Source organism: Streptomyces sp. NPDC002795 (assembly GCF_042888725.1).
GTDB lineage: Bacteria > Actinomycetota > Actinomycetes > Streptomycetales > Streptomycetaceae > Streptomyces.
On the sequence record NZ_JBIAQB010000003.1, the window covers coordinates 799869 to 815088 of the forward strand.

At 72.0% G+C, this 15220-nt stretch carries 16 protein-coding genes; 7 read left to right on the plus strand and 9 right to left on the minus strand.

What is annotated here, in order from left to right; genetic code table 11:
- The first annotated feature begins 9 nt into the window (after positions 1–9).
- Both ACFYWS_RS13020 and ACFYWS_RS13025 read left to right on the plus strand, forming a co-directional pair.
- Positions 10–2112, plus strand: a complete 2103-nt coding sequence (locus ACFYWS_RS13020) for a SpoIIE family protein phosphatase (protein ID WP_389273909.1) — start codon at positions 10–12, stop codon at positions 2110–2112.
- Between the two features lie 13 nt (positions 2113–2125).
- Positions 2126–2989: an Fpg/Nei family DNA glycosylase gene (locus ACFYWS_RS13025; protein WP_389273912.1), complete on the plus strand. Its 864-nt coding sequence runs from the start codon at positions 2126–2128 to the stop codon at positions 2987–2989.
- A gap of 19 nt (positions 2990–3008) precedes the next feature.
- Here ACFYWS_RS13025 and ACFYWS_RS13030 read toward each other — a convergent pair whose 3' ends face one another.
- A complete protein-coding gene (locus ACFYWS_RS13030) occupies positions 3009–3662 on the minus strand; it encodes a zf-HC2 domain-containing protein (protein WP_389273915.1) in 654 nt (217 codons plus the stop codon).
- A 79-nt stretch (positions 3663–3741) separates the two neighbouring features.
- Here ACFYWS_RS13030 and ACFYWS_RS13035 point away from each other — a divergent pair, with 79 nt between their 5' ends.
- The 4 genes from ACFYWS_RS13035 (at position 3742) to ACFYWS_RS13050 (ending at position 8064) form a co-directional block, all read left to right on the plus strand.
- The gene (locus ACFYWS_RS13035; RefSeq protein WP_389273918.1) at positions 3742–4491 is read left to right on the plus strand and encodes a LytR/AlgR family response regulator transcription factor; all 750 of its coding nucleotides are present in this window, start codon (positions 3742–3744) and stop codon (positions 4489–4491) included.
- 173 nt (positions 4492–4664) lie between these two features.
- A complete protein-coding gene (locus ACFYWS_RS13040) occupies positions 4665–5006 on the plus strand; it encodes a hypothetical protein (protein ID WP_389274135.1) in 342 nt (113 codons plus the stop codon).
- On the plus strand, positions 5003–6874 hold the full coding sequence (locus ACFYWS_RS13045; protein WP_389273921.1) for a cation acetate symporter: 1872 nt from the start codon (positions 5003–5005) through the stop codon (positions 6872–6874). Before ACFYWS_RS13040 ends, ACFYWS_RS13045 begins: the two co-directional genes overlap by 4 nt.
- Positions 6871–8064, plus strand: a complete 1194-nt coding sequence (locus ACFYWS_RS13050; RefSeq protein WP_389273924.1) for a sensor histidine kinase — start codon at positions 6871–6873, stop codon at positions 8062–8064. Before ACFYWS_RS13045 ends, ACFYWS_RS13050 begins: the two co-directional genes overlap by 4 nt.
- A 16-nt stretch (positions 8065–8080) precedes the next feature.
- Here the strand turns inward: ACFYWS_RS13050 and ACFYWS_RS13055 are convergent, their stop codons facing one another.
- From ACFYWS_RS13055 to ACFYWS_RS13070, 4 genes are all read right to left on the minus strand, one after another.
- Entirely contained in the window at positions 8081–8602 is a 522-nt protein-coding gene (locus tag ACFYWS_RS13055; protein ID WP_389273927.1) for a hypothetical protein, read from the minus strand.
- A 147-nt stretch (positions 8603–8749) separates the two neighbouring features.
- Entirely contained in the window at positions 8750–9286 is a 537-nt protein-coding gene (locus ACFYWS_RS13060) for a sigma-70 family RNA polymerase sigma factor (protein ID WP_389273930.1), read from the minus strand.
- Between the two features lie 129 nt (positions 9287–9415).
- Entirely contained in the window at positions 9416–10837 is a 1422-nt protein-coding gene (locus tag ACFYWS_RS13065; RefSeq protein WP_389273933.1) for an amino acid permease, read from the minus strand.
- Between the two features lie 109 nt (positions 10838–10946).
- Positions 10947–11408 carry a universal stress protein gene (locus ACFYWS_RS13070; protein ID WP_389273935.1) on the minus strand — a complete coding sequence of 154 codons (462 nt, stop codon included), beginning with the start codon at positions 11406–11408 and terminating at the stop codon, positions 10947–10949.
- A 99-nt stretch (positions 11409–11507) separates the two neighbouring features.
- On the opposite strand from ACFYWS_RS13070, the gene ACFYWS_RS13075 reads away from it, so the two are divergent.
- Entirely contained in the window at positions 11508–12332 is an 825-nt protein-coding gene (locus ACFYWS_RS13075) for a polysaccharide deacetylase family protein (protein ID WP_389273938.1), read from the plus strand.
- A 2-nt stretch (positions 12333–12334) separates the two neighbouring features.
- Here the strand turns inward: ACFYWS_RS13075 and ACFYWS_RS13080 are convergent, their stop codons facing one another.
- From ACFYWS_RS13080 to ACFYWS_RS13095, 4 genes are all read right to left on the minus strand, one after another.
- A complete protein-coding gene (locus ACFYWS_RS13080; RefSeq protein ID WP_389273941.1) occupies positions 12335–13000 on the minus strand; it encodes a class F sortase in 666 nt (221 codons plus the stop codon).
- 16 nt (positions 13001–13016) lie between these two features.
- Entirely contained in the window at positions 13017–13529 is a 513-nt protein-coding gene (locus tag ACFYWS_RS13085) for a hypothetical protein (RefSeq protein WP_389273944.1), read from the minus strand.
- Between the two features lie 181 nt (positions 13530–13710).
- Positions 13711–14472: a hypothetical protein gene (locus ACFYWS_RS13090; protein WP_389273947.1), complete on the minus strand. Its 762-nt coding sequence runs from the start codon at positions 14470–14472 to the stop codon at positions 13711–13713.
- 27 nt (positions 14473–14499) lie between these two features.
- Positions 14500–15063 carry a hypothetical protein gene (locus ACFYWS_RS13095; protein ID WP_389273950.1) on the minus strand — a complete coding sequence of 188 codons (564 nt, stop codon included), beginning with the start codon at positions 15061–15063 and terminating at the stop codon, positions 14500–14502.
- Positions 15064–15220 lie beyond the last annotated feature (157 nt).

Below are 15220 nucleotides of genomic sequence, written 5' to 3' on the forward strand. Positions count from 1 at the left end.
GTGGGGCCCATGGGCGCGGGTAGCGGGGGCGGCGAGGAGTCCGGGAACGCCCCAGGCGGGGAGGGCCCGGAGGACTCCCCACGCGGATTTCTGGAGGCCTACGGCCGGGGCCTGCGCATGGGCAGCTTCGACTGGGACCTCGACACAGGACTCATGGCGATGGACGCCCAGGCCCACGAGGTCTTCGACATCCTGCCGGAGGAGTACGACGACCACCCCGCCACGCTCGCCTCGCGCGTTCCGTCCAGTGACGGCGGACGGCTCGACACCCTCGTCTCCCGGGCCCTCAAGAGCGGCGACGAGACCTACGGAACGTACTTCCGCATCCGCACCCGCAAGGGCGAGATGCGCTGGACCCACACCCGCGGCTACATCCGGCGCGACGACAACGGCCGGCCGCGCCGCATCGTCGGCATCGTGCGCGACGCCACCGACGAGCTGAACGACGCCACCGTGCAGGCCGAGCGCGAGGTCCGCCAGGCCCTCAGACGCCGCGAGACCAGCGTCGTGCAGCAGACCACCGCCGCCCTCGCGCACGCCCGGACCGTCAAGGACGTCATCGACGTACTGCGCGACACCCACGGCATCGACCATCTCGGCGCCACCAGCTTCGTCATGGGCCTTGTCAAGGGCGGGCGCATCCACCTCGTCGCGGAGGGACCGCGGGGCAGCTTCGTGCCGGGCACCGGCATCAGCCGCGTCGACGCCCCGTACCCGATGAGCGAGGTCGTGCGCACCCTCAAGCCGTGCTTCATCGAGTCCGCCCGGGAGTTCGCCGAGACGTTCCCGGAGCTGTGGCCGCACCTCACCCACCTGGAGATCAAGTCCGCCGCCTACCTGCCGCTCATCGCGCAGGCCCGGCCCATCGGCGCGGTCGGCCTGCTCTACCACGACCGCGAGGGCTTCACCGAGTCCGAGCGCAACGTCCTCGTCGCGCTCGGCAGCAGCATCGCGCAGAGCCTCCAGCGCGCCATGTTCTACGAGACGGAGAAGGACCTCGCCCAGGGCCTGCAACAGGCCATGCTGCCGCGCACCATCCCCGACGTGCCGGGCGCCGACCTCGCCGTCCGCTACCGCGCGGCCTCCCTCGGCCGGGACATCGGCGGCGACTGGTACGACGTGATCCCGCTGCCCGGAGGCCGCGTCGGCGCGGTCATCGGCGACGTACAAGGACACGACACACACGCCGCCGCCGTCATGGGCCAGCTGCGCATCGTGCTGCGCGCCTACGCCGCCGAGGGCCACACGCCCGCCACTGTCATGGCCCGCGCCTCCTCCTTCCTGCACGAACTCGACACCGACCGCTTCGCGACCTGCCTGTACGCGGAGGCCGACCTGTCGACCGGCGTCGTCCAGCTCGTCCGGGCCGGACACCTCGACCCGCTGCTCCGCCTGACCGGCGGAAACTGCCGCAGGCTGGTGGTGGAGGGCGGCCTCCCGCTCGGCCTGTCCGCCGAGTTCGGGCGGCTCGAATACCCGGTGACCACCGCCGAACTCGACCCCGGTGAGGCGCTGGTCATGTGCACCGACGGCCTCGTCGAACAGCCGGGTGCCGACCTCGACGACGGGCTCCAGATCCTCACCACGCTCATCGGCACGGGCCCCGACGACCTCGACCAGCTCGCGGACCGGCTCGTCGCGTCGTGCGAGGAACGCGACGTCGAGGACGACGTGGCACTGCTGCTCCTGCGCCGCCGCGGTGCGGGCGCGGTGCAGAGTGCCGCCCGGCTCACCGAACACGTGCCGCCCGGCGACCCGGAGGCGCTGACGGCCGCCCGCCACATGATCCGGCACGCCGTCCGCGCGTGGGGAGCCAAGGAGAGCGCCGACGAGATCGAACTCGTCGCCGACGAGATGATCACCAACGCCCTCATGCACACCGAAGGACCCGCCATCGTCACCCTGCGCGTCCTCACCGGCGCCGACCGAAGACTCAGGGTCGACGTGGAGGACACCTCCAGCGCCCTGCCGCGCCGCCGCGAGGCGGGCGAGGACGGCGTCTCGGGGCGCGGACTGCTCCTCGTCGACCAGCTCGCCGACGTATGGGGCGTCGAGGCGCGCGGCGCGGGCAAGTGCGTCTGGTGCGAATTCGTGGTGCCCGGGCGCGGGTGAGAGGCTGGAGGACATGCCGGAGCTCCCCGAGGTCGAAGCGCTCAAGGACTTCCTCACCGAGCACCTGGTGGGACACGACATCGTGCGCGTCCTGCCGGTCGCGGTGAGCGTCCTGAAGACGTACGACCCGCCGCTCACCGCCCTGGAGGGCCGCACGGTCACGGCCGTGGCGCGGCACGGCAAGTTCCTGGACGTGAGCACCGGGGACGGCCCCCACCTGGTCACGCACCTGGCCCGCGCGGGATGGCTCCAGTGGAAGGAGCGCCTCCCCGACGGCCCGCCGAAACCCGGCAAGGGACCGCTCGCGCTGCGCGTCGCCCTGGAGACCGGCGAGGGCTTCGACCTCACGGAGGCAGGGACGACCAAGAAGCTCGCGGTGTACGTGGTCCACGACCCCGGCGACGTCCCCGGCATCGCCCGCCTCGGCCCCGACCCGTTCGCGGACGACTTCGACGAGGCGGCCTTCGCGCGCCTGCTGAAGGGGGAGCGGCGCCAGATCAAGGGCGCCCTGCGCGACCAGTCGCTCATCGCGGGCATCGGCAACGCCTACAGCGACGAGATCCTGCACGCCGCCCGCATGTCCCCGTTCAAACCGACATCCGGGCTGAGCGCCGAGGACGTGCACACCCTGTACGAGGCGATGCACACGACGCTGACCGAAGCCGTCGAGCGTTCGCGCGGGGTCGCCGCGGGGAAGCTCAAGGCCGAGAAGAAGAGCGGGCTCCGCGTCCACGGACGAGCGGGGGAGGCGTGCCCCGTGTGCGGGGACACCGTCCGCGAGGTCAGCTTCAGCGACAGTGCGTTGCAGTACTGCCCGACCTGTCAGACGGGCGGCAAGCCGCTCGCCGACCGGCGGATGTCGCGGTTGCTGAAGTAGGCGCCGCTGAAGGAGCGGGTCACCGGATGGGGAGCGTCAGCAGCGGGACGCCGTCCGCCGCCCGCACCTCGAACCGCGCGAGGTCCGCGGGCCGCTCCGCCACCCCGCCGTCCAGCGCCACCGGGTCGCCGCGCACCGTCCACGTCGCCACCGTCTGCTCCGAGCCGTCCCGGCCCACCGCGACCAGCTCGCACACCCGCGGACCGCCCGGGTCCCGGACATCCAGGCCCACTTGAGTGCCCCAGTCCCGGTCGTCCGCCGTCACGGTCGCCGCCACACCGGTCACCGCGTCGTGGCCGCGCAGCGTCGCCGTGTGCCCGGGACCCGCACCGACACCGGTGAGCAGCGCGACGCCCTGCCCCGCCGCCGCGAGCACGAGCACCGCCGCGACGGCCGCACCCCACAGGCGGCGCCGTGTCCTGCGGTGCAGCGCGCCGAGCCGGTCCACGGCCCGGTCGAGGAACGTCGGGGCCGGACGCGCGAGCACCTCCACACAGGGCGGCGTCGCCCGCGCGTACAGCGCCAACTGGCCCGCCGTGGGCGCCAGTTCACCGACAAGTGACGCACACGTGGCGCACTCGGGCAGATGGTCCTCGAAGCGGAAGCGTTCCGCGGGGTCGAGAACCCCCAGCGCGTAGGCGCCTACGTCGCGATGCCGTTCCAGGGACCACATGCCTTCCTCCGTTTGTCGCCCACGGGTACGCAGGAGGCGGCTGATTCATTCAAGCGACCGCGCGATTACACTCCGCCGCATGTTGCGCGCACTGGCCGTCGACGACGAGGAACCCGCCCTCGCCGAACTCCTGTACCTCCTGCGGGCCGACCCGCGCGTACGCAGCGCCGAGGGCGCCACCGACGCCAACGAGGCGCTGCGCCGCATCGGCCGGGCCCTGGAGGGTGGGGACGGCGCCATCGACGTGCTGTTCCTCGACATCCAGATGGCAGGCCTCACCGGCCTCGACGTGGCACGGCTCCTCGCAGGCTTCGCCCGCCCTCCGCTCGTCGTCTTCGTCACCGCCCACGAGGACTTCGCGGTCAAGGCCTTCGACCTGAAGGCCGTCGACTACGTCCTCAAACCGGTGCGCCGCGAGCGCCTCGCCGAGGCCGTCAGCCGGGTCACCGAACGCGTCGCGAGCAGCACGCCACCGGCCACCGTCGCCGACCGCATCCCCGTCGAACTCGGCGGCGTCACCCGGCTCGTGGCCGTCGCCGACATCACCTACGCCGAGGCGCAGGGCGACTACGCGCGGCTGCACACGCAGGACGGCGTCAGCCACCTGGTGCGGATACCGCTCAGCACCCTGGAGGAACGCTGGCAGGAACTCGGCTTCGTCCGCGTCCACCGCAGCCACCTCGTCGCCCTCCACCGCATCGACGAACTCCGCCTCGACGGAGCCGGAATGACCGTCAGGGTGGGCACGGCAGAAATCGCGGTGAGCCGCCGCCACGCAAGCCGAGTCCGCGAGCTGCTGATGCGCGGATCAAGCCCTCGCGGCGATTGAGCAGTTCAAGCTCCGGTGCCGGTCGAGCAATTCAAGCCCCTGCGGCGATTGAGCGGCGGGGTCCGGGGCGGAGCCCCGAGTCGGTACCCCGTGAGGCCACGAGCCACCCCTTCCCCCAGGCCACCCCACCTGCTTAAACTCCGCCCGTGTCCGATCACCCCCAACGCGAAACCGTGACCGGCGAACCCCGCCAGGTCCCCGGCCCGGCAGGCCTCCGTACGCAATGGGAGATCGACGAACAGACCACCCTCGGCGCCGCCTACGTCCGCTCCCTCATGCGCAGCCAACTCCGCGCCGGAATCACCGCGTTCATGCTCCTCGCCGTCCCCGTCGCCGCCCTGCCTCTGTTCTTCGGCGCACTGCGCAACGCCGCCGTCCAATGGCTCGTCCTCGGCTTCGGCTGCTACCCGTTCCTCGTGCTCATCGCCTGGTGGTACGTCCGCCGCACCGAGCGCAACGAGCGCGACTTCGCCGACCTCGTGCGCGGCCGCCCCGCCGACCACGGAGCGCCGTGAACGAGGCGTACGCGATCCCTGCGGTGGCCGTCGTCGTCCTCGCCACCGTCCTCATCGGCGGCTTCGGGCTGCGCGTCTCCCGCACGACGTCCGACTTCTACGTCGCGTCCCGCACGGTAGGGCCCCGGCTCAACGCGGCGGCGATCAGCGGCGAGTACCTCTCGGCCGCCTCCTTCCTCGGCATCGCCGGACTGCTTCTCATCCACGGCCCGGACATGCTCTGGTACTCGGTCGGATACACGGCGGGCTACCTCGTCCTCCTGGTCTTCGTCGCGGCGCCGCTGCGCCGCTCGGGCGCGTACACGCTGCCCGACTTCGCCGAGGGGCGGCTCGAATCCCGCCAGGTGCGGCGCGTGGTCAGCCTGTTCGTGGTCGGGGCGGGCTGGCTGTACCTGGTGCCCCAGCTCCAGGGCGCGGGCCTCACGCTGCAGATCCTCACGGGGGCGCCCCGCTGGTTCGGGGCGACGCTCGTCGCCGCGGTCGTGGTGCTCGCGGTCGCGGCGGGCGGCATGCGCTCGATCACCTTCGTCCAGGCCTTCCAGTACTGGCTCAAGCTCACGGCGCTCCTGGTGCCCGCCTTCTTCCTCGTGCTGACCTGGCACGGCGCGGGCGCCCCGCCACCCGAGGCCGCGACCCTCGCCCCGCCGTCCGCCGGAGTCGGCGCGGGCCAGCCGCTCGCCACCAGCCGTGCCGACCACCCGCTCTACGCCACGTACGGCCTGATCGTGGCCACGTTCCTCGGCACGATGGGCCTGCCGCACGTCGTCGTCCGCTTCTACACCAGCCCCAACGGTCGCGCGGCCCGCCGCACCACCGTCGTGGTCCTCGCCCTGATCGGCCTCTTCTACCTGCTGCCACCCGTGTACGGCTGGCTCGGCCGCCTGTACGCGCCCGAACTCACCGCCACCCAGGACGCCGACGCCACCGTGCTGCTGCTGCCGGGACGTGTCCTCGACGGCGTGGCGGGCGATCTGCTCGGCGCGCTGGTGGCGGGCGGCGCGTTCGCGGCGTTCCTGTCCACCGCGTCGGGGCTGACGGTGGCGGTCGCGGGTGTCGTCAGCCAGGACGTGCTACAGGCGCGCGGCGTACGGCACTTCCGGCTCGCCGTGCTGCTCGCGATCGCGATGCCGCTCGGCGGGGCGCTCCTGGTGGACGGGGTGCCGGTCGCGGACGCGGTCGGTATGGCGTTCGCGGTGTCGGCGTCCTCGTTCTGCCCGCTGCTCATCCTGGGCATCTGGTGGCGCCGCCTCACCCCGCCGGGCGCGCTCGCGGGCCTGCTCCTCGGGGGCGGATCGGCTCTGGTGGCGGTGACGCTGACGGTGGCCGGGCCGGTCACCTCCGGCTGGCTGCACACGCTGCTCGCCTGGCCGGCCGTGTGGTCGGTGCCGGTCGGCTTCCTGGCGATGATCCTCGGATCCCTGGCCACACGCGACGCGATCCCCCCGCACACCACAGCGACCATGACACGGCTGCACCTCCCGGAGTCGCTCGGGGCGGGCGCGCTACGAGGCCGGGAGACGGACGGCCCGACGCAGCACGCGGCCGCGGCGCCGTGCCCGGACGTAGAGCGGGGGCGGCCGGGGACGGACCCGCACAAGGACGCGCCCCACAACGGGGACGCCACGCCGTGCCCGGACGCGCGATCACACTCGGCCCCGGCCCGCGACCGGCCCCCCGCCGCCTCGCCTGCCCGGGACCGGCCGTCCGCGCCCGGTACCCGCCCCGGGCCCCCCGCCGCCTCGCCTGCCCGGGACCGGCCGTCCGCGCCCGGTACCTGCCCCGGGCTCCCCACCGCCTCGCCGGTCCGCGACCGGCCGCCCGCGCCCGGTACCCGCCCCGAGCCCCCCACCGCCGGAGGCGCCCCGTGAGCGGTACCGTCACCGCCGTCCTCATCGCCCTGTGCCCGCTGCTGCTCGGCGCCGGGTTCCTGCTGGGGCGGCGCACCGCGCACCCCGCCGGGCGCAGCGACGTCGGCACGCCCGTGGAGCGCGCGACGTTCGAGACCCTGCACACCGCGTCGCTCGCCGCCCCGGCGCTGCGCGCGGGCCTCACCGAGGACACGGCCCGCAAGTCCGCGCGCCGCCTGCGTACGCTGCTCGGCACCGACGCCCTCGCCGTCACCAACCGCTCCACGGTGCTCGCCTGGGACGGGGCCGCCGAACACGCCCACGCCGCCCACGTCATGGAGCACGTCGAGCCGGTGCTCGCCGGAGGCCGCAGCGCCGCGTTCGGCTGCGGCTGCCCGAACGACGACTGCCCGCTGCGGTGGGCGGTGGCGGCGCCCGTGGTCGCGGACGGCCGGGTGCTCGGGGCCGTCGTCGCCTACGCGGCCCGCGAGTCCGCGGTGCTCGCCCGCGCCACCGACGAGGTCGCCCGCTGGGTGTCGGTCCAGCTCGAACTCGCCGAGCTGGACCGCTCCCGCACCCGCCTCATCGAGGCGGAGATCAAGGCGCTGCGCGCGCAGATATCGCCGCACTTCATCTTCAACTCCCTCGCGGCGATCGCCTCGTTCGTCCGCACGGACCCCGAGCGGGCCCGTGAACTCCTCCTGGAATTCGCCGACTTCACCCGTTACTCGTTCCGCCGCCACGGCGAGTTCACCACGCTCGCCGACGAACTCCACTCCATCGACCAGTACCTGGCGCTGGTGCGCGCCCGCTTCGGCGACCGGCTCTCCGTCACCCTGCAGATCGCCCCGGAGGTCCTCCCGGTCACGCTGCCGTTCCTGTGCCTGCAACCCCTCGTGGAGAACGCCGTCAAGCACGGCCTGGAGGGCGCCGTCACCCGCAGCCGCATCTCGATCGGCGCCACCGACGCGGGCGCCGAGGCCGAGGTCGTCATCGAGGACGACGGCGTCGGCATGAACCCCGGCGAACTCCGTGGGATCCTGCGCGGCGAGGGCGGCCAGGGACACGGCATCGGCCTGTCGAACGTCGACGAACGCCTGCGCCAGGTCTTCGGCGACGCGTACGGCCTGGTGATCGAGACCGCGGAGGGCGCCGGCATGAAGATCACGATCCGCATCCCGAAGTACCGGGCGGGCGTATACGCGCCGTAGGCACCCTCGCGGACGCCTAGAACAGCGAGATCGCCAAGTGGCCGAGGGGTAAGCCCAGTTGCCACGCCGGCGTCCACACCTGCGGTCCGTCCTCCTCGTCCGGCACGGGCACCGCGTCCAGGTCGGGGGCGAGCAGCTCGGTCTCCTCCAGCCATCTCCACGCCGCCTCGGCGAGCAGCAGGTCGGGCGAGGGCCGCCGCGCGCCCGCGTCCTGGTCGAGCCGCTCCGCGAAGCGGTCCCGTACCCACGACTGCCACGGCTGGTCGTACGCCGTCAGCGACAGCCAGTTCTCCAGCTGGGACACGACGCGGATCCCGGACAGTTCGTCGCCCGCGTCCGACAGGAAGATCGTCAGCGCGAGCGCGTCACGCCCCGCCTTGAACTCGAAGGACGTGGGCGGCATCAGGTCGCCCGTCCGCAGCAACTCGTCCGCGATGTACTCCGCGTACAACCACGCCATGGGGACGACGAGTCCGCCGCCCGGTCCACCCTCGGCGCCGGACGTGCCGCCCGTGCCCTCATCGCTCCAGTACCGCATCGCCTTCCTGCCTTCCTCCGGTCCGCGTGCTGCTTCGGCCCCCGGACCCACCCGTCTCAACTCACCGGGGAGGACAGCGGATTACTCAACCGAGGAAAGGGGGTGCGGAGCAAGGCGCTTTACCGATGCTTGACCCGGCCTTCGGTTTCAGTGCAGGTCGGACGCATAACCCGGAAGGACGCGCCGCAACGCCCGCAACGCGTAGTACGCACGGGATTTGACCGTACCGGTGGGGATGCCGAGCGTTTGTGCGGCTTCCGCCACACTGGCGCCCTGGAAGTAGACCTCGAGCAGTACGGCTCGGTGCTCGGGGGAGAGGGTCGCCACGGCTTCTCGCACGTCGAGCGCGGCCGCCGAACGCTCCGCGTGGTCCGCGCACACGCGGGCGTTCTCCAGGACGGCGTCGCCCACCTCGGCGGGCCGCGAGAGCCGGGCCCTGCGGGCGTCGATGGCGAGCCGCCGCCCGACCGTGAACAGCCAGGGCCGCACCGACTCGTAACGCGGGTCGAGGGCCTCGGGATGCTGCCAGGCGCGTACGTACGTCTCCTGGACCAGGTCCTCCGCACGTTGGGCGTCACCGTCGCACAGGCGCAGCAGGAACGAGAACAGCGGACCGCCGTGCTCCCGCTGGACCTGGGCGAGGTCCTTCTCCGTCGTCCTGGGTGTCGTGAGCGCCGTCGTCATGGCCGTATGGCAACGCAGCCCGCCCCGCGGCGCCCAGGGGACGCGCGGGGCTCTGCGGCGGGCGGGGCGAAGCCCTCGACGAGCGGTGCGGTGAGCGGGACGGGCGGAGCCCCGCCGGGCAGTGCGGAATCAGTCGGATGTGCGGGCCAGTTCGGACTTCCGGTAGGAGTAGGCGAAGTAGATGACCAGACCGATCAGGAACCACACGGCGAACCGCACCCACGTCTGCCACTGCAGGAACGTGATCAGCCAGAGCGAGAACACGATGCCCACGGCGGGCACGACCGGCATGGCCGGCGTACGGAAGGTGCGCGGCAGCTCCGGCTGGCGGTAGCGCAGCACGATCACCGCGACGCAGACCACGACGAACGCCAACAGGATGCCGATATTGGTGAGTTCGGCCGCCTCGCCGATCGGCAGGAAGCCGGCGATGAGCGCGGAACAGACGCCGACGATCCACGTCACGCGGGTCGGCACGTGCCGCGTCGGGTGGGTCTTCGCGAACCACTTCGGCAGCAGGCCGTCGCGCGACATGGAGAACCACACGCGCGTGACGCCCAGCATGAACGTGAACATCACGGTGAGGATGCCGATGATCGCGCCCACCGCGATCACGTCCGCGAGACCGCCCAGGCCCACCGACTTGAACGCGGTCGAGAAGCCGCTCTCCGGGTCGATGTCCTTGTAGTTCTGCATGCCGGTCAGGACCAGGCAGGCGAGCACGTACAGGACCATCGAGATGACGAGCGAATAGATGATCGCCTTCGGCATGTGACGCTGCGCGTCCTTCGACTCCTCGGCCGCCGTCGACATGGCGTCGTATCCGAAGACCGCGAAGAAGACCGTGGCCGCGCCGGTGAACGCGCCGCTGACGCCGAACGGGAAGAACGGCGTGTAGTTGTCCGAGTTGATGTGGAAGACGCCGACGCCGATGACGAGCAGTACGACGAGGACCTTGAGGATGACCACGAAGGTCTCGAAGCGGGCCGCGTTCTTCATGCCCATGTTCAGCAGCCACGCGATGAGCAGACACAGCACGGCGGCGAACAGGTCGACCTTGTGGCCGCTGCCGGTGCCCGGCGCGCCCAGCATCCAGCTGGGCAGGTCGACGCCCATCTCGCCCACCAGGAAGCTGAAGTAGCCGGAGATGCCGATCGCGACGACCGCGACGATCGCCGTGTACTCCAGGAGCAGGTCCCAGCCGATGAGCCAGCCGACGAGCTCACCGAGCACCGCGTAGCCGTACGTGTACGCGGACCCGGCCTTCGGGATGAGTCCGGCGAACTCCGCGTACGACAGGGCGGCCGCCGCGCTCGCGATGCCCGCGATGAGGAACGAGATGAGGACGGCGGGCCCCGCCGTGCCGTTGGCGACGGTGCCGGCGAGGGTGAAGATGCCCGCGCCGATGATGCCGCCGACGCCGATCGCGGTGAGCTGCCACAGACCGAGGGAACGGGTGAGCTTTCCGCCGGACTCCGTGTCCTCGATCTGCTCGATGGGCTTACGGCGCAGTACGCCCTGCCCTCTCGGGATCTTCGGGGGGACGTTCATGGGGACCTCACCTCTTCGCTGCTGCGACGACGGCTGACGGCCGATCATGATGCCCCTGTGACAGCAGGGAAGGAAGACAGCAGCGCCGTCCAGGCACCCATGGAAATGTTTACGGGACGACCGTGACCGGCCAGCGACCCGCCTTCACCAGACGTACGGCGACCGAGCCGACGATGCGGTGACCCGCCTGCTCCGAGGCGCCGACCACCACCGCGTCCGCCTTCAACTCGTCGGCGGCCGTGACCAGACCGTTGAACGGGTCGCCGCGGAAGGTGTGGAACTCCCAGCGCACGTTGTATATGCCCTTGACCCGCTCCGTGGCCTCGCGGATGTACGCGATGAGCCCCTCCGCGATCTCGTCCGTCGTCTCGGCGACGGGGACCCCGAGCGCGGCCCCGCCCGTCATCACGGGCTGCACATAGACCACGGCGAGCAGAGCGTGCTGTCTGCGGGCCAGGCCCCCTGCGTAGGCCGCCGCGCGGAACGAGGAATCGGAGCCGTCGACACCGACGACGATCACTTTCGGTCCGTCGGTGCCACGTTCGAACTGATGAGGCTGCTCTTCGGTCACGCGGCAGAGGTTAACCGAGAAGCCGCCGATCAGGTGCTTTCCCGCGTCCCAACCGGTGGTTCCGCGCACGGAACCCGCGCGCCGTGTCACGCATTAATCATGACAAAGCATCAGGACACCACGGGACGGCGCACATTGCTGCGCGGCTTCACCGCCGCCGGCCTGGCCGCGCTCACCGGCTGCACCGGAACCGACCGGCAGGGCGCCGCCCCGGCCCCCGCGGCCGGGCCCGCCCGCCCCGTGCGCGAGCCGTCCACGTACCGGCTGCGCCCGATGGCCGGAGCCGGTGGCGCGCGGCGCCCCGCCCTGAAGGTGCGCACCGCGCCCGTCCTGAGCCTCGACACCGAACCCGGCGACCGCGCCATGGCACTCACCTTCGACGACGGACCCGACCCCGCGTACACCCCCGAGATCCTGCGGATCCTGCGCCGGTATGACGTGCGCGCGACGTTCCTCGTGTGCGGGGACAGGGCGCGGGAGAGCCCCGACCTGCTGCGCAGGATGGCCGGTGAAGGGCATGTCGTCGGCAACCACACCTGGACACACCCCCTGCTCCTCAAGCTGGACAGGACACGCATCCGCGCCGAGATCGAGCGCACCAGTGAGCTCGTCGAGCGGACCATCGGTGAGCCGCCGCTCTGGTTCCGGGCCCCCTACGGCGCGTGGAACCGGAACGTCTTCGAGCTGGGCACCGAACTCGGCATGGAGCCCCTCGCCTGGACCGTGGACTCGCTCGACTGGGACAACCCCGGCGCCCCCACGGTCATCTCGCGGGTCGTGCGGCGTGCCGCGCCCGGTGTCATCGTCCTCAACCACGACGCGGGAGGCGACCGCTCCCAGACACTCACCGCCGTACGCAGCTACCTGCCGCGCCTGCTCGACGCCGGATACCGGATGACGGTGCCGCGCCCCTACGGAGTGTGACGTCAGCGCGTCGACACCAGGCGCGCGAACGCCACGACGTTCCCCTCGTAGCCCTCGCTCTTCGAAAAGCGGCCGCCACATGTGATGAGCCGCAACTCAGGTGTGGCGCCCGAGCGGTAGACCTTCCGGCCCGGGAAGCGGGACTTCGCGAACACCTCGACCCCGTAGACCCGGAACACGGCCGTCCTGCCGTCCTTGCGCCGGATCTCCACGTGGTGGCCCTCGCGCAGCGAACCCAGGCCGTAGAAGACGGCGGGGCCGCGCGCGTTGTCGACGTGGCCCACGACGACCGCGGTGCCTCGCTCGCCGGGCGCCGCCGCGCCCGAGAACCAGCCCGCCAGATTCGCCTCCTTCGGAGGCGGCGCGTCGATCCAGCCGTCCGTGTCAAGGCCGACCTCCGTCACGGGGGCGTCGACCCGGATCGCCGGGATCCGCACGCGCTCGACCGGCGAGAAGGACAGCGGGCGGGTGGCCTTCGCCCGCGCCGGCTCCGGCGAGCGCCGTTCGGCGGCCGCGGCGGAGGCGGGCTGCGGCGGCCCTGAGTCGAGCTCCCCCGAGCCGCTGCGGACGAGTGCGAGCCCGGTGAGCAGCACCAGCGCGAGCGCACCCCAGGGGGCGCGCCGTCTCGGCTGTTCCTCGTCCGCTTCTGCGAAGGGGCGGTACGACATGGGGAGGCGGGGCGGTTCAGGCGCGCTTGTCGCCGGTGCGGCGGCGGGCCACGAGGTACGCGGTGCCGAGCGCGCCCGCGATCAGGGCGCCACCGAGGGCGACCTCCTGAAGGTCGAGCCCACCGGCACTGCCACCGATGCCGGCCCTGACGCCTTGGGGGACGGGGCTGGGGGTGGAGTCGGGGCGGCCGGTGGCGATGGTGAGGTTGAGCATCACGGGGTCCTGGTCACCGCACCTGAACTTCACCTGGTACACGGACCCCTGCTCGGCGTCCCAGTCGACCGTGCGGGTTTCGGGGCCATCGCCGGGGTAGATCTCGGCCTTTTCGAACACGGCGGCCTTCACTCTGGTGACTTTGTCGCAGCCCCTCGCCGACAGAGTCACCTTCCCGCCCGCAGCGATCGTGGTGGGGGACACGCTCGGCCGGAACGAGCCGGAGTCCGAGTCCGAGGCGTGTGCCGACGGCGCGGTCAGGGTCAGGGCGCTGAGCGAGAGCACTACGGCGGATGCGCCACGTATCGCGTGCATAGGGGTTCCTCCGGGGTTCACGAGGAGCGGCAGCGGACTGGTTCCGCGTGACGGGGGACAGGCACCTCGATGCCGGAAACGCTAAGGACACCCCCGTACGGCCGCGATCCGTGTCGTACGAACGGGGCACTCATGTGGGCCGGTCAGGTGTCTTCCGGGCCGGGCCGGAGCCGGAGGCATGTCACTGGGCCCCCGGGAAGAGCATCAGGAACGGTTCCGCCGTGGCCGCGACGCCCCGGCTGTACGGCGCGTCGAGGTCCCAGATCAGGAACAGCAGGAACGCGATCAGGGACGAGAAGAGCCCGGCGAGGACCAGCTCGCGCGCGGTGCGCCGGATCTGCAAGGCGAAGATCATGCCGATGGTGACCAGTCCGCCGGCGATCAGGCCGAACCAAACGACGCCCGGCATCGTGGCGCCCGTCGAGTCCGTGCGCGCGCCGCGTGCCTCGTCCGCGGCCGTCACCTGGTCGAGCAGCGGCTGATAGGCCTGCGCCTGGAAGTCGTTCTTCGGCTCGAAGTCCGTGACGTCCTCGCGCACCGTCTTCAGCAGCGCGTCGCCCTTCGCCGTCATTTCACCCTTGTCGCGCATCGAGTCCCATTCGGTGGTCACGACATGGCTGACATACCTGTCGACATCCGCGCGAATGTGGTCCCGGACGTCCGCCGGGTAGACCCGGACGCGTTCGTGGATCTCGTGCAGCGCTTGCGCCTCATTGCGGACGTGGTCCTCCGCGGCGTTGCGGCCCTCCCAGACGCCCGCGATGGCGAGGCCGAGGACGATCGCGTAGACCACGCCGATCATCATCGTCATGTACTCGATGACGTCGGGAGTCTCGGACGGGTCGTCGTCATCGCCGATCCTGCGCTGCTGCAGGACCTGGACGACGAGGACGACACCGCAGACCGCGAGCATCGCGAGGGCGAGAACAAGCCATTCCGACATCGACAACTCCACAAGGATTCAACAAGTTCAGCGGGGACGCAGTGCGGCGACAGCGAGCACCGCGGGCGCGGTGATGAGCAGGGTGAGCGTGACCAGGGACGGGCCGCCGCGCGGTGGGGCGCGGTGGGCGGTGGGGCGGTAGGCCGGGTAGTGCACCGCCTTCGGGCTGGGAGGCGGCGGCTTCGTATGCGTCGGGGTCGGGGTCGGCTCCGGTTTCGGGGGCGGTTCGGGAGCCGGAGGTGGAGGCGGGGGAGGTGTCGGTGTCGGCTGCGGCGGGGGTGGAGGCGGAGGCGCGGGCGCAGGTGGAGGAGGCGGTGGTGGGGGTGCCGGCTCGGGAGGCGGAGGCTTGGGTGCGGGCTTCTTCGGCGGGGGAGTGCTGGGGCCCGCGCGGCAGATGACGCCGCTGCCGGAGACCGCCACCGCGTCGCCCGACGAGCCGCCGTCGACGGAGGCGTACGCGCAGCTGTCGGCCGGGACGGCGGCCGGTGCGGCGGTGGCGGCCGCGCTCGGCGCGCCGCACAGCCAAGCGGTGGCGAGCACCGCGACGACGCGGGTGACCAGGGCTGACCCGGAGCGCTTGGTTGGATGCACGACCAAGATCCTGAGCAGCGGCGGGCCCCGGCACGCCGACACGGACGCGGAATGGCCCGATGGTGGGGCGCGGGAGCATTCGGGTTTGCGCGCGTGCGCGGGCCTGCTACAGGCGTTGTGCTCCACGACGCACGACTCCGCCGCACCCGAAGAAATC